The sequence below is a fragment of the Cellulomonas sp. Leaf334 genome (assembly GCF_001424195.1).
In the GTDB taxonomy this organism is placed as follows: domain Bacteria; phylum Actinomycetota; class Actinomycetes; order Actinomycetales; family Cellulomonadaceae; genus Cellulomonas.
The window spans coordinates 25,017-47,461 of sequence record NZ_LMOO01000001.1; the positions used below are offsets into that span (position 1 = coordinate 25,017).

The 22,445-nt window shown below is 72.9% G+C and carries 22 protein-coding genes; 21 read left to right on the plus strand and 1 reads right to left on the minus strand.

Translation table 11 applies throughout. The features are described 5' to 3' along the window. Positions 1-13 precede the first annotated feature (13 nt). The 9 genes from ASF78_RS00145 to ASF78_RS00185 all read left to right on the plus strand — a co-directional run bounded on the left by ASF78_RS00145 (position 14) and on the right by ASF78_RS00185 (position 9,868). Positions 14-1,147 (plus strand): site-2 protease family protein, encoded by a 1,134-nt coding sequence (locus ASF78_RS00145; protein WP_056583491.1) that lies wholly within the window; start codon positions 14-16, stop codon positions 1,145-1,147. Between the two features lie 11 nt (positions 1,148-1,158). After that, positions 1,159-2,184: a tRNA (adenine-N1)-methyltransferase gene (locus ASF78_RS00150; RefSeq protein WP_056583494.1), complete on the plus strand. Its 1,026-nt coding sequence runs from the start codon at positions 1,159-1,161 to the stop codon at positions 2,182-2,184. A gap of 148 nt (positions 2,185-2,332) precedes the next feature. Beyond that, complete coding sequence (arc, locus tag ASF78_RS00155) at positions 2,333-3,967, plus strand: proteasome ATPase (RefSeq protein WP_056583497.1); 1,635 nt, start codon at positions 2,333-2,335, stop codon at positions 3,965-3,967. Positions 3,968-4,015: 48 nt separating this feature from the next. Then, complete coding sequence (gene dop / locus ASF78_RS00160) at positions 4,016-5,623, plus strand: depupylase/deamidase Dop (protein ID WP_056587796.1); 1,608 nt, start codon at positions 4,016-4,018, stop codon at positions 5,621-5,623. Positions 5,624-5,739: 116 nt separating this feature from the next. Further along, positions 5,740-5,937: a ubiquitin-like protein Pup gene (locus tag ASF78_RS00165; RefSeq protein WP_056583500.1), complete on the plus strand. Its 198-nt coding sequence runs from the start codon at positions 5,740-5,742 to the stop codon at positions 5,935-5,937. A 6-nt stretch (positions 5,938-5,943) separates the two neighbouring features. After that, entirely contained in the window at positions 5,944-6,789 is an 846-nt protein-coding gene (prcB, locus tag ASF78_RS00170) for a proteasome subunit beta (protein ID WP_056583503.1), read from the plus strand. After that, the gene (gene prcA / locus ASF78_RS00175; protein WP_056583506.1) at positions 6,786-7,484 is read left to right on the plus strand and encodes a proteasome subunit alpha; all 699 of its coding nucleotides are present in this window, start codon (positions 6,786-6,788) and stop codon (positions 7,482-7,484) included. Before prcB ends, prcA begins: the two co-directional genes overlap by 4 nt. 34 nt (positions 7,485-7,518) lie before the next feature. After that, complete coding sequence (gene pafA, locus ASF78_RS00180; RefSeq protein ID WP_056583510.1) at positions 7,519-8,880, plus strand: Pup--protein ligase; 1,362 nt, start codon at positions 7,519-7,521, stop codon at positions 8,878-8,880. Positions 8,881-8,983: 103 nt separating this feature from the next. Beyond that, positions 8,984-9,868: an FKBP-type peptidyl-prolyl cis-trans isomerase gene (locus tag ASF78_RS00185; protein ID WP_056583512.1), complete on the plus strand. Its 885-nt coding sequence runs from the start codon at positions 8,984-8,986 to the stop codon at positions 9,866-9,868. Here ASF78_RS00185 and ASF78_RS00190 read toward each other — a convergent pair. Then, a complete protein-coding gene (locus tag ASF78_RS00190; protein WP_056583514.1) occupies positions 9,865-10,512 on the minus strand; it encodes a TIGR03085 family metal-binding protein in 648 nt (215 codons plus the stop codon). The genes ASF78_RS00185 and ASF78_RS00190 overlap by 4 nt on opposite strands. Before the next feature lie 145 nt (positions 10,513-10,657). Here ASF78_RS00190 and ASF78_RS00195 point away from each other — a divergent pair, with 145 nt between their 5' ends. From ASF78_RS00195 to lgt, 12 genes are all read left to right on the plus strand, one after another. Beyond that, on the plus strand, positions 10,658-12,508 hold the full coding sequence (locus tag ASF78_RS00195) for an ABC transporter ATP-binding protein (RefSeq protein ID WP_056583517.1): 1,851 nt from the start codon (positions 10,658-10,660) through the stop codon (positions 12,506-12,508). Next, entirely contained in the window at positions 12,505-14,322 is a 1,818-nt protein-coding gene (locus tag ASF78_RS00200; RefSeq protein ID WP_056583520.1) for an ABC transporter ATP-binding protein, read from the plus strand. The genes ASF78_RS00195 and ASF78_RS00200 overlap by 4 nt, the downstream gene beginning before the upstream one ends. Before the next feature lie 52 nt (positions 14,323-14,374). After that, on the plus strand, positions 14,375-14,773 hold the full coding sequence (gene hisI, locus ASF78_RS00205) for a phosphoribosyl-AMP cyclohydrolase (RefSeq protein WP_056583524.1): 399 nt from the start codon (positions 14,375-14,377) through the stop codon (positions 14,771-14,773). Continuing rightward, positions 14,770-16,338 carry an anthranilate synthase component I gene (locus ASF78_RS00210; RefSeq protein WP_056583527.1) on the plus strand — a complete coding sequence of 523 codons (1,569 nt, stop codon included), beginning with the start codon at positions 14,770-14,772 and terminating at the stop codon, positions 16,336-16,338. Before hisI ends, ASF78_RS00210 begins: the two co-directional genes overlap by 4 nt. Next, positions 16,335-16,931 (plus strand): Trp biosynthesis-associated membrane protein, encoded by a 597-nt coding sequence (locus ASF78_RS00215; protein ID WP_056583530.1) that lies wholly within the window; start codon positions 16,335-16,337, stop codon positions 16,929-16,931. The genes ASF78_RS00210 and ASF78_RS00215 overlap by 4 nt, the downstream gene beginning before the upstream one ends. 80 nt (positions 16,932-17,011) lie before the next feature. Continuing rightward, positions 17,012-17,317: an HGxxPAAW family protein gene (locus ASF78_RS00220; protein WP_056583533.1), complete on the plus strand. Its 306-nt coding sequence runs from the start codon at positions 17,012-17,014 to the stop codon at positions 17,315-17,317. 58 nt (positions 17,318-17,375) lie between these two features. Further along, the gene (locus ASF78_RS23255) at positions 17,376-17,933 is read left to right on the plus strand and encodes a DUF4190 domain-containing protein (RefSeq protein ID WP_056583536.1); all 558 of its coding nucleotides are present in this window, start codon (positions 17,376-17,378) and stop codon (positions 17,931-17,933) included. Next, complete coding sequence (locus tag ASF78_RS00230; protein WP_082494721.1) at positions 17,908-18,378, plus strand: DUF2752 domain-containing protein; 471 nt, start codon at positions 17,908-17,910, stop codon at positions 18,376-18,378. The genes ASF78_RS23255 and ASF78_RS00230 overlap by 26 nt, the downstream gene beginning before the upstream one ends. Before the next feature lie 133 nt (positions 18,379-18,511). Next, a complete protein-coding gene (trpC, locus tag ASF78_RS00235) occupies positions 18,512-19,324 on the plus strand; it encodes an indole-3-glycerol phosphate synthase TrpC (RefSeq protein ID WP_056583539.1) in 813 nt (270 codons plus the stop codon). Between the two features lie 35 nt (positions 19,325-19,359). Continuing rightward, positions 19,360-20,637 carry a tryptophan synthase subunit beta gene (gene trpB, locus ASF78_RS00240; protein ID WP_200940542.1) on the plus strand — a complete coding sequence of 426 codons (1,278 nt, stop codon included), beginning with the start codon at positions 19,360-19,362 and terminating at the stop codon, positions 20,635-20,637. Continuing rightward, positions 20,634-21,455, plus strand: a complete 822-nt coding sequence (trpA, locus tag ASF78_RS00245; protein ID WP_056583542.1) for a tryptophan synthase subunit alpha — start codon at positions 20,634-20,636, stop codon at positions 21,453-21,455. Before trpB ends, trpA begins: the two co-directional genes overlap by 4 nt. After that, entirely contained in the window at positions 21,452-22,333 is an 882-nt protein-coding gene (gene lgt, locus ASF78_RS00250) for a prolipoprotein diacylglyceryl transferase (RefSeq protein WP_056583545.1), read from the plus strand. Before trpA ends, lgt begins: the two co-directional genes overlap by 4 nt. Positions 22,334-22,445: the final 112 nt, after the last annotated feature.

The window sequence follows — 22,445 nt, forward strand, 5'->3', positions numbered from 1 at the left end:
CTACTCTTGAGCCGTGAGCGCCACCCGACCCCCCGCACGACGATCCTCCGGCTGGGTGATCGGCCGAGCGGTCGGCGCCCCGATCATCCTGGCCCCCAGCTGGCTGATCGCCGCGGTCGTGCTCACCCTGATCTTCGCCCCGACCGTCCGCGCCCGGGCGGACCACCTGGGCGCGCTCGTGTACGTGGTCGCCCTGGGGTTCGTCATCCTGCTCTTCGCCTCCGTCCTGGTGCACGAGCTCGCGCACGGCCTCATGGCGCGCGCCCGCGGACAGCAGCCGCGCGAGTTCGTGCTCACCCTGTGGGGTGGGCACACGGCGTTCGGCGGCGCGACGCCGACACCCGCCAGCAGCGCGCTGATCGCGGTGGTCGGCCCCATCGCGAACCTCCTGCTCGCGGCCGGGTTCCTCGCGGTCGCGCAGGGCGTCGAGACGAACAGCCTCGTCGGGCTGCTCGTGTGGTCCGGGTGCCTGACCAACGCGTTCGTCGGGTTGTTCAACCTGGTCCCCGGCCTGCCGCTCGACGGTGGCTTCCTGCTGGAGGCCGCCGTCTGGGCGGCCACCAAGAACCGGCACACCGGCACCGTGGCGGCCGGGTGGGTCGGACGGGTCGTCGCCGTCGGCGTCTTCGCGTGGGCGCTGCTCCTGCCGCTGGTGCAGGGCCGCCAGCCCGAGATCTACGACGTGGTCTGGGCTGCCCTCATCGGGGCGTTCCTCTGGTCCGGCGCCTCCGCGGCCGTGCGCGGCGGCCGCACGCAGAAAGCGGTCGGGCTTCTCACGGTGGCCTCGGTCGGCCGCCGGGCGACCGGGGTGGGGCACACCGAGTCCCTCGCGCACGCCGGGGCGCTCGCCGCAGCGGCCGGCGCGGAGGAGGTCGTCATCCTGTCGCCCGACGGCCGCCCTGCCGCGTACGTCGACCGCGCCGCCGCGGCCTCGGTCCCCGCCGACGTCGCCGGGGCGACCCCGGTGACCTCCGTGGCCGTCCCGCTGCCCGGCGGTGCGGTGGTCGACGGGCTGCTCACCGGCCAGGAGCTGGTGGCCGCCGTCGCCCGCGCCACCGAGCACTCGCCCGTCGTCGTCGCGGTCGTGGACGGCCGCGTGGTCGGCCTGATCCGCGCGATGGATGTCGTCACCGCCATCCGCTCCTAGACTCGGGCACCGTGAACCCCGACCAGCCGTCCACCGGGGCCGCGCAGCGCCGCGGCCTCTTCCGTGCGGGCGACCGCGTGCAGCTCACCGACCCGCGGGGTCGGCTGCACACGATCACGCTCGCCGAGGGCGCCTCGTTCCACACGCACCGCGGCTACCTGAACCACGACCAGCTGCTCGGCGCGCCCGAGGGGTCCGTCGTGCGCAACACGGCTGGGATCGAGTACCTCGCGGTGCGGCCGCTGCTCGCCGACTACGTGCTGTCCATGCCGCGCGGCGCCGCCGTGGTCTACCCCAAGGACTCCGGCCAGATCGTCGCCATGGCGGACATCTACCCCGGCGCGCGGGTCATCGAGGCGGGCGTCGGGTCCGGTGCGCTGACGATGTCGCTGCTGCGCGCGGTCGGCGACGGCGGCTCGTTGCACTCCATCGAGCGGCGTGAGGACTTCGCGGCGATCGCCCGCGGCAACGTCGAGGGGTTCTTCGGCGGGCCGCACCCGGCGTGGCAGCTGTCCGTCGGCGACCTCTCCGACGTGCTGCCGACCGTGGCGGAGCCCGGCTCCGTCGACCGCGTCGTGCTCGACATGCTCGCGCCCTGGGAGAACCTCGACGCCGTCGCCGAGGCCCTGGCGCCCGGCGGCGTGTTCATCTCGTACGTCGCGACGACCACCCAGCTGTCCCGGCTGGCCGAGGACATCCGCACCGACGGCCGCTACACCGAGCCCGAGGCGTGGGAGTCGATGGTGCGCGGCTGGCACCTCGAGGGGCTCGCCGTGCGCCCGCAGCACCGCATGATCGGGCACACCGGCTTCCTGCTCACCACGCGCCGGCTCGCCGACGGGGTCGAGGCACCGCAGCGCCGTCGTCGACCCGCGAAGGGCGCCTACCCGGTCGCGCCCGACGGTGCGCCCGCCGTGGACGACGCCGAGCTGTGGTCGCCCGAGGCGATGGGGGAGCGGCTCGTCTCCGACAAGAAGCTGCGCCGCGCGCGCCGCGACGTCGGTCAGGCTCCGACGCCTCCTGCGCCGGCCGACTGACGTGTGTCCGCTGGTCGAGAACGCTCCGCGCGCGTCGGCGGCCCTGTGTTGACACTGGTGGTTAGGGTCGTCGGACCAGCAGGCACAGAGCCGTGCACGGTGGGGACGGAGTGACGACCACGCGCGACGCGGAACGGAGGCCGACGAGATGACCGATTCGGCAGCCCCTGGACGGGACCTGCACCGAGAGCTGACCGTGCTCGCTGCCAAGAACGAGCGGCTCAGCGACGCGCTCGTGGCGGCGCGCGAGCAGATCGTGGACCTGAAGCGCCAGGTCGACGACCTGGCCAAGCCGCCCGGCACCTACGCGACGTTCCTCGGCGCCCGCGCCGACGGCACCGTCGACATCGTCTCGTCGGGACGCAAGATGCACGTGGGCGCCAGCCCGTCGCTCGACGTCTCGCGCCTCCAGCCCGGCCAGGAGGTCATGCTCAACGAGGCCCTGACCGTGGTCGAGGCGGGCGGCTACGAAGAGGTCGGCGAGCTGGTCACCGTCAAGGAGCTGCTGGGCACCGACCGCGCGCTGGTGGTCGGCCGTGGCGACGAGGAGCGGGTGGTGCGCTTCGCCGGGCAGGTCCGGGACGCGCACGTGCGCATCGGCGACGCCCTGACCATCGACTCGCGCAGCGGCTTCGTGTTCGAGGTCATCCCGCGCGCCGAGGTCGAGGAGCTGGTCCTCGAAGAGGTGCCGGACATCGACTACGAGGACATCGGCGGGCTCGGACCGCAGATCGAGGCGATCCGCGACGCCGTCGAGCTGCCGTTCCTGCACCCGGAGCTGTTCCGCGAGCACGGCCTCAAGCCACCGAAGGGCGTGCTGCTGTACGGCCCGCCGGGATGCGGCAAGACGCTCATCGCCAAGGCGGTCGCGCACTCCCTGGCGGCCACGGCCGCGGCGGCGCGCGGCGAGACCACGGCCGACACGAAGAGCTTCTTCCTCAACGTCAAGGGTCCGGAGCTGCTCAACAAGTACGTGGGAGAGACCGAGCGGCACATCCGGCTGATCTTCGCGCGAGCCCGGGAGAAGGCGTCGCAGGGCCACCCCGTCGTCGTGTTCTTCGACGAGATGGAGTCGCTGTTCCGCACCCGTGGGACCGGCGTCTCCAGCGACGTCGAGACGACGATCGTTCCCCAGCTGCTGAGCGAGATCGACGGCGTCGAGCGGCTCGAGAACGTCATCGTCATCGGTGCCTCGAACCGCGAGGACATGATCGACCCGGCGATCCTGCGGCCCGGCCGCCTCGACGTGAAGATCAAGATCGAGCGTCCGGACGCCGAGGGCGCGCGGGAGATCTTCGGCAAGTACCTGGTCCCCACGCTGCCGATCCACCCGGACGACATCGCGGAGCACGGGGGCTCCGCCTCGGCGGCCGTCGAGGCGATGATCACGCGGGTCGTCGAGCGGATGTACACCGAGAGCGACGAGAACCGGTTCCTCGAGGTCACCTACGCGAGCGGTGACAAGGAGGTCCTGTACTTCAAGGACTTCAACTCGGGCGCGATGATCCAGAACGTCGTCGACCGTGCGAAGAAGTCGGCCATCAAGGACTTCCTCAGCAGCGGTCAGCGCGGCATCCGCGTCGACCACCTGCTCACGGCGTGCGTCGACGAGTTCCGTGAGAACGAGGACCTGCCGAACACGACCAACCCCGACGACTGGGCGCGCATCTCCGGCAAGAAGGGTGAGCGCATCGTCTTCATCCGGACCATCGTGCAGGGCAAGAAGGGTGCGGAGGGTTCGCGCACCATCGAGAACGTCACGAGCACCGGGCAGTACCTGTAGCCGGACACCGGGACAGGCGCGCGGTCGCGGGACCCTAGGGTGGGTCTCGTGACCGTGCGCCGTGTGATGGGGATCGAGACCGAGTACGGGATCCTCCAGCCCGGACGCCCGCTGGCCAACCCGATGCTCCTGTCGAGCCACGTCGTCGCGGTGCACGCCGCGGCCCGCGAGGGCACGCGGGCGAAGGCGCGCTGGGACTACGACGACGAGGACCCGCTGCACGACGCCCGCGGGTTCCACCTGCAGAGGGCGTCCGCCCACCCGTCGCTGCTCACGGACGACCCCGAGAAGCCGGCGCCGTCGGGCGACGGGCCGCAGGCGCTCCCGCGAGCGACCACCGAGGAGTACGAGGACCCGGGCGCCGCCAACGTCATCCTGACGAACGGCGCTCGCCTGTACGTCGACCACGCGCACCCGGAGTACTCCTCGCCGGAGGTCACCAACCCGCTCGATGCCGTCCGCTGGGACCGCGCCGGCGAACGCGTGATGCTCGCATCGGTCCGGGCCCTCGCGTCGACCGCCGCGCTGCCGGACGTCGCGCTCTACAAGAACAACGTGGACGGCAAGGGCGCCACCTACGGCATGCACGAGAACTACCTGGTGGACCGGGCGGTTCCCTTCCACGACCTGGCCGCGCGGCTGATCCCGTTCTTCGTCACCCGTCAGGTGTTCACCGGTGCGGGCCGGGTCGGTCTGGGCCAGCGCGGCGAGGAGCCGGGCTTCCAGCTGTCGCAGCGCGCCGACTACATGGAGGCGGAGATCGGCCTGGAGACCACGCTGCGTCGCCCGATCATCAACACGCGCGACGAGCCGCACGCCGACCCGGACAGGTGGCGACGGCTGCACGTGATCATCGGCGACGCGACGATGCTCGAGGTCGCCACGTACCTGCGGCTGGGCACCACGTCGCTGGTCCTCTGGCTGATCGAGCGCGCGGTCGCCGAGAGCGGCTCCGGGGGTGCGCTGGCGACGATCGACCGGCTGACGCTGCGCGACCCCGTGCAGGCCGTGCACGTGGTCAGCCACGACGTGACCCTCACCGCCCGGCTGGAGCTCGCGGACGGGCGCCGCCTCACCGCGCTCGAGGTGCAGCGCGAGTACCTCGACGCGGTCCTCGCGACGCTGGAGCACTCCGGCGACGAGCCCGACGAGCAGACCACCGACGTGCTGGCCCGCTGGGGCTCGGTGCTCGACCGGCTCGGGTCGGACCCGGCGTCGTGCGCACGCGAGGTCGAGTGGCTGGCCAAGCTCCGCCTGCTCGAGGGCATGCGGCGCCGCGACCGGCTGGCGTGGGACCACCCCCGCCTGGCGGCGATGGACCTGCAGTGGTCCGACGTGCGCCCGGAACGCGGCCTGTACCACCGGCTGGTCCAGGCGGGTGCGGTCGAGCTCCTGGTGAGCGCCGACGACGTCGCCGACGCGGTCGTGCACCCACCCCGGGACACCCGGGCGTACTTCCGCGGCGAGGCGGTGGCGCGGTACGGCGGCGAGATCTCGGCGGCCAGCTGGGACTCGGTCGTGTTCGACGTGCCCGGGGCGGCGACGCTCCAGCGGGTGCCGATGCGCGACCCGCTGCGGGGGACGCACGCGCACGTGGGCGACCTGCTGGACCGCAGCCCCGACGCCACCGCGCTGCTGGACGCGCTCGGGGCGTAGTCGTCACCCGTCGGTCGTCCGCCGCAGTCCGTACTGCGGGCGCGGGGGCCGGGACCGTCGGAAGATGGGCCTAGGGTGGGCGACAGCAGGTCGGCTCGGCTCTTCGGGAGGTCACCATGGCTGGTCAGGAACACGTACGCCCGCGTCGCGAGGACGCGGAGCCGGACGACGGACCGGAGACGCCCGCCCCCGTCGCGCCGGCCGCCCAGGCGCGCGACGCGGAGGTGGACGCGCTGCTCGACGAGATCGACGACGTCCTGGAGTCCAACGCCGAGCAGTTCGTGCGCGGCTTCGTCCAGAAGGGCGGTCAGTGACCGCCGATGAGCTCATCCGACACGTCCGCTTCCGGGCGGCTGCCGCACGCGTTCACCACCCCGGGTTCGTCGTCGTTCATGGAGTTCCTGTCCAGCCACGCCCCGCAGCTGCTGCCGGGTAACCGGCCCGCCTCGGACGTGCACGCACCGCACGGCACCACGATCCTCGCGCTCGCGTTCGAGGGCGGGATCGTCATGGCCGGGGACCGCCGCGCGACCATGGGCTCGATGATCGCGAGCCGGGAGATCGAGAAGGTCTTCCCCGCGGACGAGTACTCGGCGGTCGGCATCGCGGGCACTGCTGGCCTCGCCGTGGAGCTGGTCCGCCTGTTCCAGCTCGAGCTCGAGCACTACGAGAAGATCGAGGGCAGCCTGCTCTCGCTCGACGGCAAGGCCAACCGGCTCGCGACGATGATCCGCGGCAACCTCGGCATGGCGATGCAGGGGCTCGCGGTGGTGCCGCTGTTCGGTGGCTTCGACCTGGACCGCCGCATCGGCCGCATCTTCTCCTACGACGTCACGGGCGGCCGCTACGAGGAGCACGACCACCACGCGGTCGGCTCGGGGTCGGTGTTCGCGCGCGGCTCGCTCAAGAAGCTGTGGCGCCCCGGCCTCGACGCCGACGCCGCGGTGAAGGTGGCCGTGGAGGCGCTCGTCGACGCCTCCGACGACGACTCCGCGACCGGCGGCCCGGACCACACCCGCGGGATCTGGCCGGTCGTCGCGACCGTGACGGAGTCGGGGTACCTGCGCGTCAGCGACACCGACCTCGCTGCCGTGGCCGAGACGATCGAGCAGGAGCGCCGACGCGGCCACGCGGGTCACCGCGACTCGAATGGTGGTGCGCGATGAGCATGCCGTTCTACGTCTCGCCCGAGCAGCTGATGAAGGACCGGGCGGACTACGCACGCAAGGGCATCGCCCGCGGCCGGTCCGTCGTGGTCCTGCAGTACGACGACGGGATCGCGTTCGCCACGGAGAACGCGTCGCGTGCGCTGCACAAGATCTCCGAGATCTACGACCGCATCGGCTTCGCGGCCGTCGGCAAGTACAACGAGTTCGAGAACCTGCGCGTGGCCGGCGTGCGCTACGCCGACCTGCGCGGCTACTCCTACGACCGCGAGGACGTCACCGCCCGCGGGCTGGCCAACGCGTACGCGCAGACGCTCGGGACGTCGTTCACCACGGAGTCCAAGCCGCTCGAGGTCGAGATCGTCGTCGCCGAGGTGGGCCGCGCGGCCGCGGGCGACCAGATCTACCGGCTCGCGTACGACGGCTCGGTCACCGACGAGCACGGCTACGTCGTCATGGGCGGCCAGGCGGACCGGCTGGGCGGCCTGCTGGCCGAGCAGTGGCGGGCGGGCCTGACGCTGCCCGAGGTGCTGGCGCTGGCCGTGCGGACGCTCGGCGCGGCGGAGGACGGCGGTGAGCCGCGCGCGATCCCCGCCGCCCAGCTGGAGGTCGCCGTGCTGGACCGCACGCGTCCCCGCAGGACGTTCCGGCGGCTCGCCGGTGCACTGCTGGAGGACCTGCTCGACGCAGACTGAGCACACGGCACGGGGGCGAGGGAGGAGCACGGCGATGGACAGACGGATCTTCGGTCTGGAGACGGAGTACGGCGTCACGTGCGCCGCCCAGGACGGTCGAGGGCTCTCCGCGGACGAGGTCGCGCGGTACCTGTTCCGCAAGGTCGTCGCGTGGGGGCGCTCGTCGAACGTGTTCCTGCGCAACGGCTCGCGGCTGTACCTCGACGTCGGCTCCCACCCCGAGTACGCCACCGCCGAGTGCGACGACGTCCGGCAGCTGGTCACGCACGACCGCGCGGGCGAGCGCATCCTCGAAGGGCTGGTGGCGGACGCCCAGCAGCGGCTCGAGCACGAGGGCCTGCCGGGCACGATCCACCTGTTCAAGAACAACACCGACTCCGCGGGCAACTCCTACGGTTGCCACGAGAACTACCTGGTCCGCCGGCAGGGTGACTTCTCCCGGCTGTCGGACGTCCTGGTGCCGTTCCTGATCACCCGCCAGATCCTCACGGGTGCGGGCAAGGTGCTCACCACGCCGCGGGGAGCGGTGTACTGCCTGTCGCAGCGCGCGGACCACATCTGGGAGGCGGTCTCCAGCGCGACCACCCGGTCCCGGCCCATCATCAACACGCGCGACGAGCCGCACGCCGACGCCGAGCACTACCGACGGCTGCACGTGATCGTCGGCGACTCCTCGATGTCCGAGGCGACGACGATGCTCAAGGTCGGCACGACAAACCTGCTGCTGCGGATGATCGAGGCAGGGGTCCCGATGCGGGAGATGGCCCTGGAGAACCCGATCCGCGCGATCCGGGAGATCAGCCACGACCTCACCGGCATGCACCCGGTCACGATGGCGAACGGCCGGACCGTCACAGCGATCGACCTGCAGGAGGAGTACCTCACGCGGGTGACCGACTTCCTGGCCTCCGAGGGTGGTCCGAGCCCGGAGAACAAGCAGGTGCTCGACCTGTGGGAGCGCGGGCTGCGGGCCATGCGCACCGGGGACCTGTCGCTCGTGGACCGCGAGCTCGACTGGGTGATCAAGTACCGCTTGATCGAGCGGTACCGCGCCAAGCACGGCCTGGAGATGTCCGACGTCCGGGTGCAGCGCCTGGACCTGGCGTACCACGACATCTCCCGCACGGAGGGTCTGTACAACCTGATGGCCGCCAAGGGGCTGGTGGAGCGGGTCACGACGGACCTGGAGATCTTCGAGGCGACGGCGGTCCCGCCGCAGACCACGCGAGCCAAGCTCCGGGGCGACTTCGTGCGGGCCGCACAGGACGCGCGGCGCGACTACACGGTCGACTGGGTGCACCTCAAGCTCAACGACCAGGCCCAGCGCACGGTCCTGTGCAAGGACCCGTTCCGCAGCGTCGACGAGCGGGTGGACCGGCTCATCGAGTCCATGTAGGACGAGCTCGACAGCGTCGCGCCGTACAGTGTGGCCCGACTTGCAGTCCCACAGGACTGCGGACCGAGGTCCGGGGGGACGACCCACGAGCTGGAGGAACGACGTGCGACGAGTGCAGGGCCGTGCCCTGGTGGCCGGTCTGGCGACCGCACTGCTGGCCCTTGCCGGGTGCAGCGAACCGGTCTCGGAGCCGGCTGCGGTGACCGTGTCGGGGGAGCCCGGCGAGGCGCCGACGATCACGTACGTCACCCCGCTGCAGGTGGACAAGACCCGGACCGAGCAGATCTGGCCGGGCACGGGGGACCAGCTCGTCGAGGGTGCGCCGGTGCTCATCGACTTCCGGCTGGAGGATGCGACGGACGCGACCCTGGTCAAGGAGAGCTACTCGACCAACCCGACCGCGATGCTCCTGACCGAGGAGGACCTCGGCACGGACCTGTACGAGACGCTGCGCGGCCAGCAGGTGGGCGCCCGGATGCTCCAGGTCAGCCCTGGCAGCGGTGCGGGTGCGACGGACTACCCGACGGTCACGGTGGTCGACGTGCTGCCCACCCGCGCGGACGGCGAGGTCAAGCCGCCGCGGGCCGACCTGCCCGCGGTCACGCTGGATGCGTCCGGCGCACCGACGATCACGCCCACGGGCACCGAGCCGCCGACGTCGCTCGTCGCGCAGCCGCTGATCCGCGGGAGCGGTGAGCAGGTGGCGGCGACCGACGTGGTGACCGTCCAGTACACGGGGTTCGCGTGGACGACGGGCGAGGCGTTCGACTCGACGTGGACGCACGGGCTGCCGGTGTCGTTCTCGCTGCAGGACGTGCAGGCGTGGGCCGAAGGTCTGGTCGACCAGCCGGTCGGCAGCCAGGTGATGCTTGTCGTCCCGCCCACGTACGCCCTGGGCGTCACCGAGAGCGAGGAGCTGGCCGGTCAGACGGTCGTCTTCGTGGTCGACATCCTCGCGACCGGGCACCCGGAGCAGGCGGCCGGCTAGCGGGAGGGGAGCACGGCCTCGATCGTCGCGACGTCGTCCGCGTCGCCCTCGACCCGGACGTCCGCCGCGGCACCCCGCCCGAGCAGGTACAGGACGAGCTCGCCCGTGTCGCCGCGGACGATGACGGTGCCGTGGTCGGCCTTCGGTGCCCGCAGGTGGTGCCGGATCCCGTCGTCCCGGACCAGCACCACGCCGACGGGGACCGGGCGCAGCCGTCCGGAAGCGGCGCGCGGCAGGTGCGACCACAGCGCCTCCACGAGTCCGGCGTCGAGCTCGCGTGCGGGGACCGGACCGGCGCCCCGGCGGACGTCCTCGGTGTGCACGAAGAACTCGACCACGTTCGCGGACTCCCCGACCCACGAGGCGGGGTGCCAGCGGGCGGGCCGGTCGGCGACCCGCGCCACCAGGTCCCGGTAGGCGCCCTCGGTCGCGGCCTGGTCGGCGAGCCTCGTGATGGCGGCCTCGGCGCGGTCCGAGAGGGCAGGGACGGCGATGCCCGCGCTCACCATCGGTGAGCGCTCCCGCAGCACGACGTGCGCGGCGAGGTGGCGCGCCTGCCAGCCCTCGCAGAGGGTGGGTGCGTCGGGCGTCACGTCCAGGAGGGCCTGCGCCAGCTGCGCGCGCTCGATCTCGTGCCAGGTCATGACCGCAGGATCCCATGCGTTCCCGTGGCCTGCGGCCCGACGGAGGTGCGGGTAAGCGCTCGCACCCACATGAGAGAATGAGGAGAACCCCACGAGCTCCACGGAAGGTCCTGTCGTGCCCACGCGAGACGAGTCGCCCCGGTCGATGGCGCTCACCGGTTCCGTGCCCCGCCGCGCGGTCCAGCTGCTCGGTCGAGGGCTGCGCTCGCATCCCCGCACGTACGCGCTGGCCATCGGGACGTCCGCGCTGTTCGGCGCCCTCACCGTAGGGGTCAGCCGGGTCCTCGGTGCCGTGACCGACCAGGTCGTCGTCCCCGCGCTGGCCGGCTCCAGCGAGGCCCGGGACCGCATCTGGCTCGCCGGGGGCGCGATCGCGCTGGTCGCCGTGACGCTCGCCCTGACGGTTGCCGCGCGCCGGATGTCCGCGGGCCGGGGGTTCGCGCTGATCCAGGAGGACCACCGCACCGCCGTCACCCGCCAGTACCTGCGGCTGCCGATGTCGTGGCACCGCGAGCACCCGACGGGCCAGCTGCTCTCGAACGCGAGCGCGGACGTGGAGGCGGCGACGTCGATCTTCAACCCGCTGCCGTTCGCGATCGGCGTCGTCGTGATGATGGTCGTCGCGACCGTCGAGCTGGTGCGCACCGACATCTGGCTGGCGCTCGCCGCGCTGGTCGTCCTGCCGCTCGCGGTCATCGCGAACGTCGTGTTCCAGAACCGGATGTCGCCCGCGGCGATCCGTGCGCAGCAGCTGCGCGCCGAGGTCGCGGACATCGCGCACGAGAGCTTCGAGGCCGCGGTCCTCGTCACGTCGTTGGGCACGGAGGCGCGCGAGGAGGCCCGGTTCGCCGAGCGGGCCACGCAGCTGCGCCACGCGAACGTCCGCGTCGGGGTGGTGCGTGCCTTGTTCGACCCGGTCATCGACCTGCTGCCGAGCCTCGGGACCCTGCTCGTCCTGGTCGTCGGGACCGTGCAGATCAGCGAGGGCCGGGTCGGCACCGGCGACGTCGTCGCCGCGGCCTACCTGCTGACCCTGCTGGCGGTGCCCGTGCGGGCGTTCGGCTGGGTGCTCGGTGAGCTGCCGCGCGCGCTCGTAGGCTACGACCGCATCGCCCGGGTGGTCGACTCGCACGGTGCGCTGAGCGTCGGGAGCGCCCCGTGGACGCCCGTCGGTGGCGCGCGGGTGGAGCTGCGGGACGTGGGTCGTTCCGTGGCGCTGCCCGGCGGCGGGGAGCTGGAGCTCCTGCACGGTGTCGACCTCGACGTGCCCGCCGGACGCACGATCGCGGTGGTCGGGCCGACGGGCGCCGGCAAGACGACGCTCGTCTCCCTGGTGAGCAGGCTGTACGACCCCTCCCACGGCTCGGTCCACGTCGACGGGCTCGACCTGCGGGACGTCCGACCGGCCGACGTCGCGCGCCACGTCGCGCTGGTCGCGCAGTCGACGTTCGTGTTCGAGGACACGGTGCGCTCCAACGTGACGCTGGCCGACGAGGGCCAACCGGGGTCGCCCGACGACGACGCCGTGTGGGAGGCCCTGCGCCTGGCCCGGGTCGAGGACGTCGTGCGTGCCCTGCCCGGCGGCCTGGACGCGCCCCTCGGCGAGCGGGGAGCCAACCTGTCGGGCGGCCAGCGCCAGCGCCTCGCGCTCGCCCGCGCACTGGTCCGGCGCCCGGCCGTCCTCGTGCTCGACGACGCGACCTCCGCCGTCGACCCCCGCATCGAGCAGGCGATCCTGCGCGGTCTGCGCGGCGACGGCACGTCGACCAGCCCGACGGTGCTGCTCGTCGCGTACCGGATGTCGTCCGTCCTGCTGGCCGACGAGGTCGTGCACATCGACGGCGGCCGCATCGTCGACCGCGGCACGCACGACCAGCTCCTCGCCCGCGACCCCGGCTACCGCGAGCTCGCGACCGCGTACGAGCAGGAGACCGCGCGCCGCGTGGCCGAGGCCGCGGACGAGGCCGCTCTCGAGGTCGTGGAGGACCTGGCATGACCGAGCCGAAGGGCGGGCACCGGTTCGCGCCCGCCAGCACCCTGGGGGTGCTCGCGACGCTGCGCCGCGGCGTCCAGGTCTCCCCGCAGCTGCTGGTCGGCTGGCAGCTCACCGTCCTGCTGGCGGTGGTCGCGTCGATCGGGCGCGTGCTGGTGCCGATCGCCGTGCAGCAGACCGTCGACACGGGGATCCTCGCGGACGGCGGCCCGGACATCTCCCGGGTCGCGGCGCTCGCCGGTCTGGCCGCGATCGGTCTCGTGATCGCCGCGGTGTGCTCGGCCTACGTCAACGTGCGGCTGTTCCGGTCGAGCGAGAGCGGGCTGCTGGCGCTGCGCACCCGGGCGTTCCGGCACGTGCACGACCTGTCCGTGCTGACGCAGAACACCGAGCGGCGGGGGTCGCTGGTCTCGCGCGTGACGTCCGACGTCGACACGATCTCGCTGTTCGTGCAGTGGGGCGGCATCATGCTGCTCGTCTCGGTGCTGCAGATCGGCGTGGCGACCGTGCTCATGGCGGTCTACTCCTGGCAGCTGACGCTCATCGTGTGGGCGGGCTTCGTGCCGCTGTTCATCCTCCTCCAGCCGCTGCAGAAGCGGGTGAACAGGCGGTACACCGCGGTGCGTGAGCGGGTCGGCGCCATGCTCGGCGCCATCTCGGAGGCCGTCGTCGGTGCCGAGACCATCCGGGCGTACGGGGTCGCCGAGCGCACGCAGCGCCGGATCGACGCCGCGGTCGCCGCGACCCGGGCGTCGATGGTGCGGGCGCAGAACCTGGTCGCGGCCGTGTTCTCCAGCGGGGTGCTCGTCGCGAACCTCGTCCTGGCGGTGGTCGTGGTCGCCGGGACGTACCTGGGCATCGCGGGGGAGATGTCGGTGGGCCGCCTCCTGGCCTTCCTCTTCCTCGTCCAGCTCTTCACCGGCCCCGTGCAGATGGCCACCGAGATCCTCAACGAGCTGCAGAACGCCGTCGCGGGGTGGCGTCGCGTGCTCGGGGTCCTGGAGACGCCGGTCGAGGTCGTCGACGCCGGCGCGGACGGCGTGCCCAGCCCGCGCGGCCCGGCGCACGTCGAGCTGCGGGGGGTGGACTTCTCCTACCCGGACGGCCCGCCGGTGCTGCGGGAGGTCGACGTCGCGATCCCCGCCGGCACGTCGGTCGCGGTCGTGGGTGCGACCGGGTCGGGCAAGACGACGATCGCCAAGCTGGTCGCGCGGTTCATGGACCCGACCGGCGGCTCCGTGCTGCTCGACGGGGTGGACCTGCGGGACATCCCCGTCGCCGACCTGCGACGCCGGGTGGTGCTCGTTCCCCAGGAGGGCTTCCTGTTCGACGGCACCCTCGCGCAGAACGTGGCCTACGGTCTGCGGCACGAGGACGGCACGACCGCGGCGGACGACGACGACGAGCGGATCCGCGCGGCCATCGAGGCGCTCGGCCTGGACGGCTGGGTCGACGAGCTCGCCGACGGGCTCGACACACCCGTCGGCCAGCGCGGCGAGTCCCTGTCGGCGGGAGAGCGGCAGCTGGTGGCGCTCGCGCGGGCCTACCTGGCCGAGGCGGACCTGCTGCTGCTCGACGAGGCGACCTCGGCGGTGGACCCGGCCACCGAGGTCCGGATCGCGCGCGCCCTGGACTCGCTCACGCGCGGTCGCAGCACCCTGACGATCGCGCACCGCCTGTCCACGGCGGAGGCCGCGGACACGGTGGTGGTGGTCGACGCGGGCCGCGTGGTCGAGGTCGGGCACCACGACGACCTCGTCGCACGCGACGGGCACTATGCGGCGATGCACGCCGCCTGGGTCTCGCAGACCCGCTGACGCCTGGTGGGACGGGTCCTTCCCGCCCGTGGCTGCGTGGCAGGATCGGTCCGTGTCTTCCAGCCCCGCACCGACCCTCGACCCCGCAGTCGCCGAGCTCCTCACGCACGACGACCACGGCCTGGTGGCGGCGATCGTGCAGCAGCACGACTCGCGCGAGGTCCTCATGCTCGGCTGGATGGACGACGAGGCGCTGCGCCGCACGCTGACCACCGGCCGCGTCGTGTTCTGGAGCCGGTCGCGCCAGGAGTACTGGCGCAAGGGCGACACGTCCGGTCACGCCCAGTACGTGAAGTCCGTCAGCATCGACTGCGACGGCGACGCGCTGCTCGTCGAGGTCGACCAGGTGGGTGCCGCCTGCCACACGGGTGCCCGCACGTGCTTCGACGCGGGCGGACCGCTCCCGGCCGCCGTCGGCTCCCGCCCGAACGAGAACGAAGGATCGTCATGACCGCCCAGACTGTGCCCACGGACGTCGCTGCGGCGGAGGTTCCCTGGGGCGCGACGTGGCCGTCGCTGGACGTGTTCCGCGGTCTGGCCCGGGACCGCCGGGTCATCCCGGTCGTGCGTCGGCTCCTCGCCGACGACGTCACGCCCGTCGGCCTGTACCGCACGCTCGCGGCGGGTCGCCCGGGCACGTTCATCCTCGAGTCCGCCGAGGCCGCCGGGAGCTGGGACCGATACTCGTTCGTCGGGGTGCGCTCCCGCGCGACCCTGACCGTGCGCGACGGGTCGGCCGTCTGGGTCGGTGACGTCCCCGTCGGCGTCCCCACCGACGGGGATGCCCTGGACGTGCTCGAGCGCACGCTCGACGCGCTCCGCACGCCGGCGGTCGCCGGGCTGCCGCCGCTGACCAGCGGGCTCGTCGGCGCCCTGGGCTGGGACATCGTGCGGCACTGGGAGCCGACGCTTCCGGCGAACGCCCCGGACGAGCTCGGCGTCCCCGAGCTGACGCTCCTGCTGGCCACCGACCTGGCCGTGGTCGACCACCACGACGGGTCGGTGTGGCTGGTCGCCAACGCCATCAACTTCGACGACACCGACGAGCGGGTCGACGACGCGCACGCCGACGCGGTCGCCCGGATCGAGGCCATGGAGGCGGCGCTGCTGCAGCCGGCCGAGTCCGCGGTCGCGGTCCTCGCGGACGTCGCCGAACCCGAGCTGGCGTTCCGGTCCACGCGCCAGGAGTTCGAGGACGCGGTGCGCACCGGCCAGGAGGCCATCCGCGACGGCGACGTGTTCCAGGTGGTCCTCTCGCAGCGCCTGGACCTCGACTGCCCCGCGGAGCCGATCGACGTCTACCGCGTGCTCCGCACCGTCAACCCGAGCCCGTACATGTACTACCTGCAGCTGCAGGACGCCGACGGTCGCGACTTCGCCGTCGTCGGATCGAGCCCCGAGACCCTGGTGAAGGTGACGTCGGGGCGCGTCGTGACGTTCCCCATCGCCGGCTCGCGCCCTCGTGGTGCGACGCCCGACGAGGACCGCCGGCTGCAGGACGAGGTGCTCGCCGACCCGAAGGAGCGGGCGGAGCACATCATGCTGGTCGACCTGTCCCGCAACGACCTGGTCAAGGTGTGCGAGCCGGCCAGCGTCGAGGTCGTCGAGTTCATGGCGGTCAAGAAGTACTCCCACATCATGCACATCTGCTCGACCGTCGTGGGTCGCCTGCGCGAGGGCGCGACCGCCCTCCAGACGCTCGTCGCGACCTTCCCCGCCGGGACTCTCTCCGGTGCACCCAAGCCGCGCGCGATCGCGCTCATCGACGAGATCGAGCCCGCCCGCCGCGGCATCTACGGCGGCACCGTCGGCTACTTCGACTTCGCGGGTGACATGGACATGGCCATCGCCATCCGCACGGCGCTCATCCGCGACGGGCGGGCGAGCGTCCAGGCGGGCGGCGGCATCGTCGCGGACTCCGTGCCCGCGCTGGAGTACGAGGAGTCGCGCAACAAGGCGGCCGCGGCCGTCCGGGCCGTGCAGATCGCGTCCCGGCTGCGCCGAGCGGGCGCGTGACGGTCCCGCAGCCGGTCGACCGTCGCCGTCCGGGCCGAGGTCGCGCGGCGGGCGTGCTGCTCGTCCTGGCGGGCGTGACGGCGGTCGTCGCGGTGCCCACCTGGTTCACGACGACGGGCACCACCGCTCTGCAGGGCGTGGTGACCGTGGAGGTGACCGGCACCCAGGCTGCCCCCGCGGTCCTCGCGGCCGCGGTCGCGGTCCTCGCGGCCGTCGCGGCCGTCGGGCTGGTCGGTCGGGTGGGCCGCTGGGTGGTGGCCGTGGTGGTGGTGGCGTGCGGCGTGCTCGTCGCGGCCACGGCGCTCGCCGTCACGGCGGACCCGGTCGCCGCGGTGACACCCGTGGTCGCCGCCGAAACGGGGGTGGGCACCCTCGCCGGACCGGTGGTGACGAGCGTCTGGCCGTGGGTCGCGGTCGGCGTCGGGGTCCTCGACGTCGTGGCCGGCGTCTGGTTCGTGCGCGCCTCGCGGGCGTGGTCCGGGCCCTCGCAGCGGCACGAGCCCGCGCCGGGTGGTGCCGCCGCGCCCCCTTCCGGCGAGCCCGACGAACGGTCCGACTGGGACGCGCTCAGCCGCGGTGACGACCCGTCCTGACGTGCGGCGGCACGTGCCTGGCCGCGTCGGGAGGGTCGGATAGGGTGAGCGCAGAACCGAGCACGAAGGGCACCCCACTGATGGCTGACAACACCCTCGCGCACCGCGCGCAGAACGCCACGACGACCGAGACGATGCACCTGCCGCCGACCGCGGCCCCGACCAACCACGGGAAGACGCTCGCGGCCTGGGTCACCACGTACTCGGTCGTGATCGCCTTCACCATCGCGGGTCTCGGCGTCCTGTTCGCCATGGTCTGGCTGTTCTGGGTCGGCATGGCGCTCGTCGTGGCCGGTCTGGTCGCCGGCAAGGTGCTGCAGGCCTCCGGGCACGGCCAGGGCGGCGACAAGACGCGTGCCCGCCAGGCACGCACCGGCGGGCACTGACCCGCACCAGCTCGACCGCCGCCCGGACCGGGTGAGCGCACGCGACCGAGGAGGACCGATGTCGACCCCCAACGAGCCGCAGAACCCGTACGGGAGCGGGGATCCACAGGATCCGAGCAGAGCGCCGCAGGACCCGAGCGGGGCCCCGCAGTACCCCGCCGCCCCGCCGCCGTACCCGCAGGAGCCTGCCGCTCCGTCGTACCCGGGCGCCGGCGGTGCGCCGCAGTACCCCGGCGCCGCGGCACCGCAGTACCCGTCCGCCGCGCCGTACGGCTCGGCTCCCGGCGGGTACCCCCAGCCGGGGCCGGGCTACGGTGCCGTGTACCCGAAGAACAGCCTGGCCGTGTGGTCGCTGGTGCTGGGCATCGTGTCCTTCGTGCTCTCGTGCGGGCTGCTGACCGGCATCCCGGCGGTGATCGTCGGCAACAACGCCAAGAAGGCGGTCGCGCGCGGCGAGGCGAACAACGGCGGCATGGCGACGGCCGGGATCATCCTCGGCTGGATCGCCATCGTGCTCTCGGTGCTCGGCGGCATCCTGTTCGCCATCCTTCTCGCCACCGGCGGGTGGGCGGCATTCATGGACGGCTGGAATGAGTCCTACGACTCGAGCTACTGACGCCCCCGACGGCCCGCTCACGTCCGACGCACCCGCGTCGGACGGGGCGGGCCGTCGTGCGTCGCTGACCGCTCCGCTGGTCACCGGTGGCGTCGTGGTGCTCGCGACCACCCTGCTCGCCGTGCGGGACCCGCACGTCACCGGGAGCTACGGCGCCTGCCCGCTGTACCTGCTCACCGGCCTGTGGTGCCCGGCGTGCGGTGGGCTGCGCGCTACGCACGACCTGGCGAACGGCGATCTCGTCGGGGCCTGGTCGATGAACCCCCTGTGGGTGCTCGCGGTACCGGTCGTGGTCGTGCTGTGGGGCCGCTGGGTCGCCCGCGCGTCGCAGGGGCGTCGCGCCAGGCCGGCACCGGCGTGGCTGGCCTGGGCCGCGCTGGTGGTGGTCGTCGGGTTCGGGGTGCTGCGCAACGTCCCGGCACTGGCCCCGTGGGTGCTGCCGTGACGCGGTCCGTCCCAGCCACCGACATGTGGTCGGGGTCACTCCTGGACCGTTCTACGATGGCTCACCGGACCGCCGCCACGATCCACGGCGAGCAGCAGGTCCGGAACCGACCGGGGGAGAAGGTGAGTTCTCGATGACCGTGCTGGACGACATCGTCGCGGGAGTCAGGCAGGACCTCGCCGTCCGGGAGCAGGCCACGCCGCTCGCGACGGTGAAGGAGCGGGCCCGCCGCCGGGAGTCCGCCATCGAGTGCGTGGGTCGCCTGCGCGCCGAGGACGCGGTCCGGGTGATCGCCGAGGTGAAGCGCTCGAGCCCCAGCAAGGGTGCGCTCGCCTCCATCAAGGACCCCGCCGCGCTGGCGGCCGAGTACGAGAAGGGCGGCGCCGCCGTCATCTCGGTGCTCACCGAGGAGCGCCGGTTCCACGGCTCGCTGGCCGACCTCGACGCCGTCCGCGCACGGGTGGACATCCCCGTGCTGCGCAAGGACTTCGTCGTCACGCCGTACCAGGTGTGGGAGGCCCGCGCGCACGGCGCCGACCTCGTGCTCCTCATCGTGGCCGCCCTCGAGCAGACCGTGCTCGAGTCCCTCGTCGAGCGCGTGCACTCCCTGGGCATGACCGCCCTGGTCGAGGTGCACGACGCCGAGGAGGTCTCCCGGGCCGCCGACGCCGGTGCCCGCGTGATCGGCGTCAACGCCCGCGACCTGCGCTCGCTCGAGGTGGACCGCACCACGTTCGCCCGGGTGGCGCCGGCGATCCCGTCGCACATCGTCAAGATCGCCGAGTCCGGGGTCCGTGGACCGCACGACGTCATGGACTACGCCCGCGCCGGTGCGGACGCCGTGCTCGTCGGCGAGGCCCTGGTCACCGACGACGCGCCGCGCGAGTCGGTCGCCGACCTCGTGGCAGCGGGTGCGCACCCGTCTCTGCGGGCGGTGCGCCAGTGACCGGTCGGCCGACCGTCGAGGCCCTGTCGGAGAAGCTGCTCGAGGCCACGGCGAGCGGACCGCTGTCCACCCACGCCGGGCCGTACTTCGGTGAGTTCGGCGGCCGGTTCGTGCCGGAAGCGCTGATCGCGGCGCTCGACGAGCTGGACACCGCGTACCACAAGGCGTTGACCGACCCCTCGTTCGGGCGCGAGCTGGCGCGGCTGCACCGCACCTACACCGGCCGGCCCAGCCCGCTGACGGAGGTGCCGCGGTTCGCGCAGCACGTCGCGCCGGGCGTGCGGGTGTTCCTCAAGCGCGAGGACCTCAACCACACGGGCTCGCACAAGATCAACAACGTGCTGGGGCAGGCCCTGCTGGTCAAGCGCATGGGCAAGACGCGAGTGATCGCGGAGACGGGAGCCGGTCAGCACGGCGTGGCGACGGCCACCGCTGCTGCTCTGCTCGACCTCGAGTGCGTCGTCTACATGGGCGAGGAGGACACGCGTCGGCAGGCGCTCAACGTCGCCCGCATGAAGCTCCTCGGAGCCGAGGTGGTCCCCGTGACCATCGGGACGCGGACGCTCAAGGACGCGATCAACGAGGCACTGCGGGACTGGGTGGCGAACGTCGACACGACGCACTACCTGCTCGGCACCGTCACGGGACCGCACCCGTTCCCCGAGATGGTGCGCGACTTCCACAAGATCATCGGCGAGGAGGCCAAGGCCCAGCTCCTCGAGGAGATCGGGCGGCTGCCCGACGCGGTCGCCGCGTGCGTCGGCGGCGGGTCCAACGCGATGGGCATCTTCAACGCGTTCCTCGACGACCCGGGCGTCCGGCTCTTCGGCTTCGAGGCGGGCGGCGCGGGGATCTCCTCGGGCCGGCACGCCGCACGGTTCTCGGGCGGGGAGCCCGGGGTGCTGCACGGCGCCAAGTCGTACCTGCTGCAGGACGAGGACGGGCAGACCCTGCCCAGCCACTCGGTCTCGGCCGGTCTGGACTACCCGAGCGTCGGCCCGGAGCACGCGTGGCTGCACGACATCGGGCGTGCGGACTACCGGCCGGTGACGGACGACGAGGCCATGGAGGCCTTCCGGCTCCTGTGCCGGACCGAGGGGATCATCCCCGCCATCGAGTCGGCGCACGCGTTGGCCGGTGCGGTCCAGCTGGGCGCCGAGCTGTCCGGCTGGACCGGCGACGACGGCCACGATCCGGTGCTGCTGATCAACCTGTCGGGGCGCGGGGACAAGGACGTGGCCACCGCCGCGGCGTGGTTCGACCTCATCGAGCCCGAGCCGGTGCTGCTGGCGGACGAAGGAGAACAGCTGTGAGTACGGTCGCGGTTCGCTCCCAGGTGGCGGAGCACCTCGGCTCGCTCGGCCGTGCGGCGCTCGTCGGGTACCTGCCCGTGGGCTACCCGTCGGTCGACGGGTCCGTGGCGGCGGTCCGCACGATGATCGACGCCGGCGCCGACGTCGTCGAGCTGGGCGTGCCGTACAGCGATCCCGTCATGGACGGTCCGACCGTCCAGCGCGCGGTCGACGCGGCTCTGGCCGGTGGGACCCGGGTGGGCGACACGATCCGCGCGGTCGAGCAGGTGGCCGGTCGCGGTGCCCCCGTCCTGGTCATGACGTACTGGAACCTGGTGCTGCGCTACGGCGTCGACGCGTTCGCGCGGGACCTCGCCGCGGCCGGCGGCGCCGGGCTCATCACACCCGACCTCATCCCGGACGAGGCGGTCGACTGGATCGCCGCCTCGGACACGCACGGCCTGGACCGCGTGTTCCTCGTCGCACCCAGCTCGACGCCCGAGCGTCTGGCCTCCACCGCGTCCGCCTCCCGTGGGTTCGTGTACGCGGCGTCCACGATGGGCGTGACGGGCGAGCGCGCGACGGTCGGTTCGAAGGCGGAGGAGCTCGTCGCGAACACCCGCGCAGCCGGAGCCGAGCGCGTGTGCGTCGGTCTCGGTGTGTCCCGTCCGGAGCAGGCCGCCGAGATCGCGCGGTACGCCGACGGCGTGATCGTCGGCTCGGCCCTCGTGCGGACGCTGCTGGACGCGGCCGACGACGCTGCCGGGCGGAGCGCGCTGGCCCGCCTGACGGCCGACCTCGCCGAGGGTGTGCGGTCCGCCGCCCGGAGCGACCGGTGAACGCCCTGCTGCCGCTCGCGATCCCGAGCCCGTCGACCGGCGTCTGGCACCTCGGGCCGTTCCCGCTGCGCGCCTACGCGTTCGCGATCCTGCTCGGCATCGTCGCCGCCCTCTGGTTGACACGGCGTCGGTGGGTCGAGCGCGGTGGTGACGCGGACACGACGCTCGAGGTCGCGTTCTGGGCCGTGCCGTTCGGCATCGTCGGCGGTCGGATCTACCACGTCATCACCTCGCCCGACGCGTACTTCGGCGTCGGCGGGGACCCGATCCGCGCCCTGTACATCTGGGAGGGCGGCCTCGGCATCTGGGGAGCCGTCGCGTTCGGTGCGGTCGGCGCGTGGATCGGCTGCCACCGGCAGGGAGTCCGGCTCGCCCCGTGGGGTGACGCGTTGGCCCCCGGCCTGCTCGTGGCCCAGGCGATCGGCCGGCTCGGCAACTGGTTCAACCAGGAGCTCTTCGGCGGACCGACGACGCTGCCCTGGGGTCTGCGCATCGACGCGGCTCACATGCCCGTCGGGGACCCCGCAGGCACGCTGTACCACCCGACGTTCCTCTACGAGATGCTCTGGTGCCTCGCGGGGGCCGCGCTGCTCGTCTGGATCGACCGCAGGTTCCAGCTCGGACACGGGCGCGTGTTCCTGCTCTACATCGTCGTCTACACGACCGGGCGGCTCTGGATCGAGCTTCTCCGCATCGACCCCGCGGAGCTGATCCTGGGCCTGCGGATCAACGTCTGGACGTCCATCATCGTCGGCCTCGGAGCGCTGGTAGCGTTCGTGGTGGTCGGGCGCCGGCACCCAGGACGTGACACGACCCTCCTGCTGGCACCCCCCACCGTGCAGGACGACGAGGAGATCGCGACCGATTCCGCCCGCTGACCCGCGGGCGAGCGGTCACCCTGCTCCGCACTCGATGCGGGCGGTCCATCCACCGCGCTGTATCGTCACCATGACTGGGCCGACGACGTCCCCGTTCCCCCCTTGTTCGTGC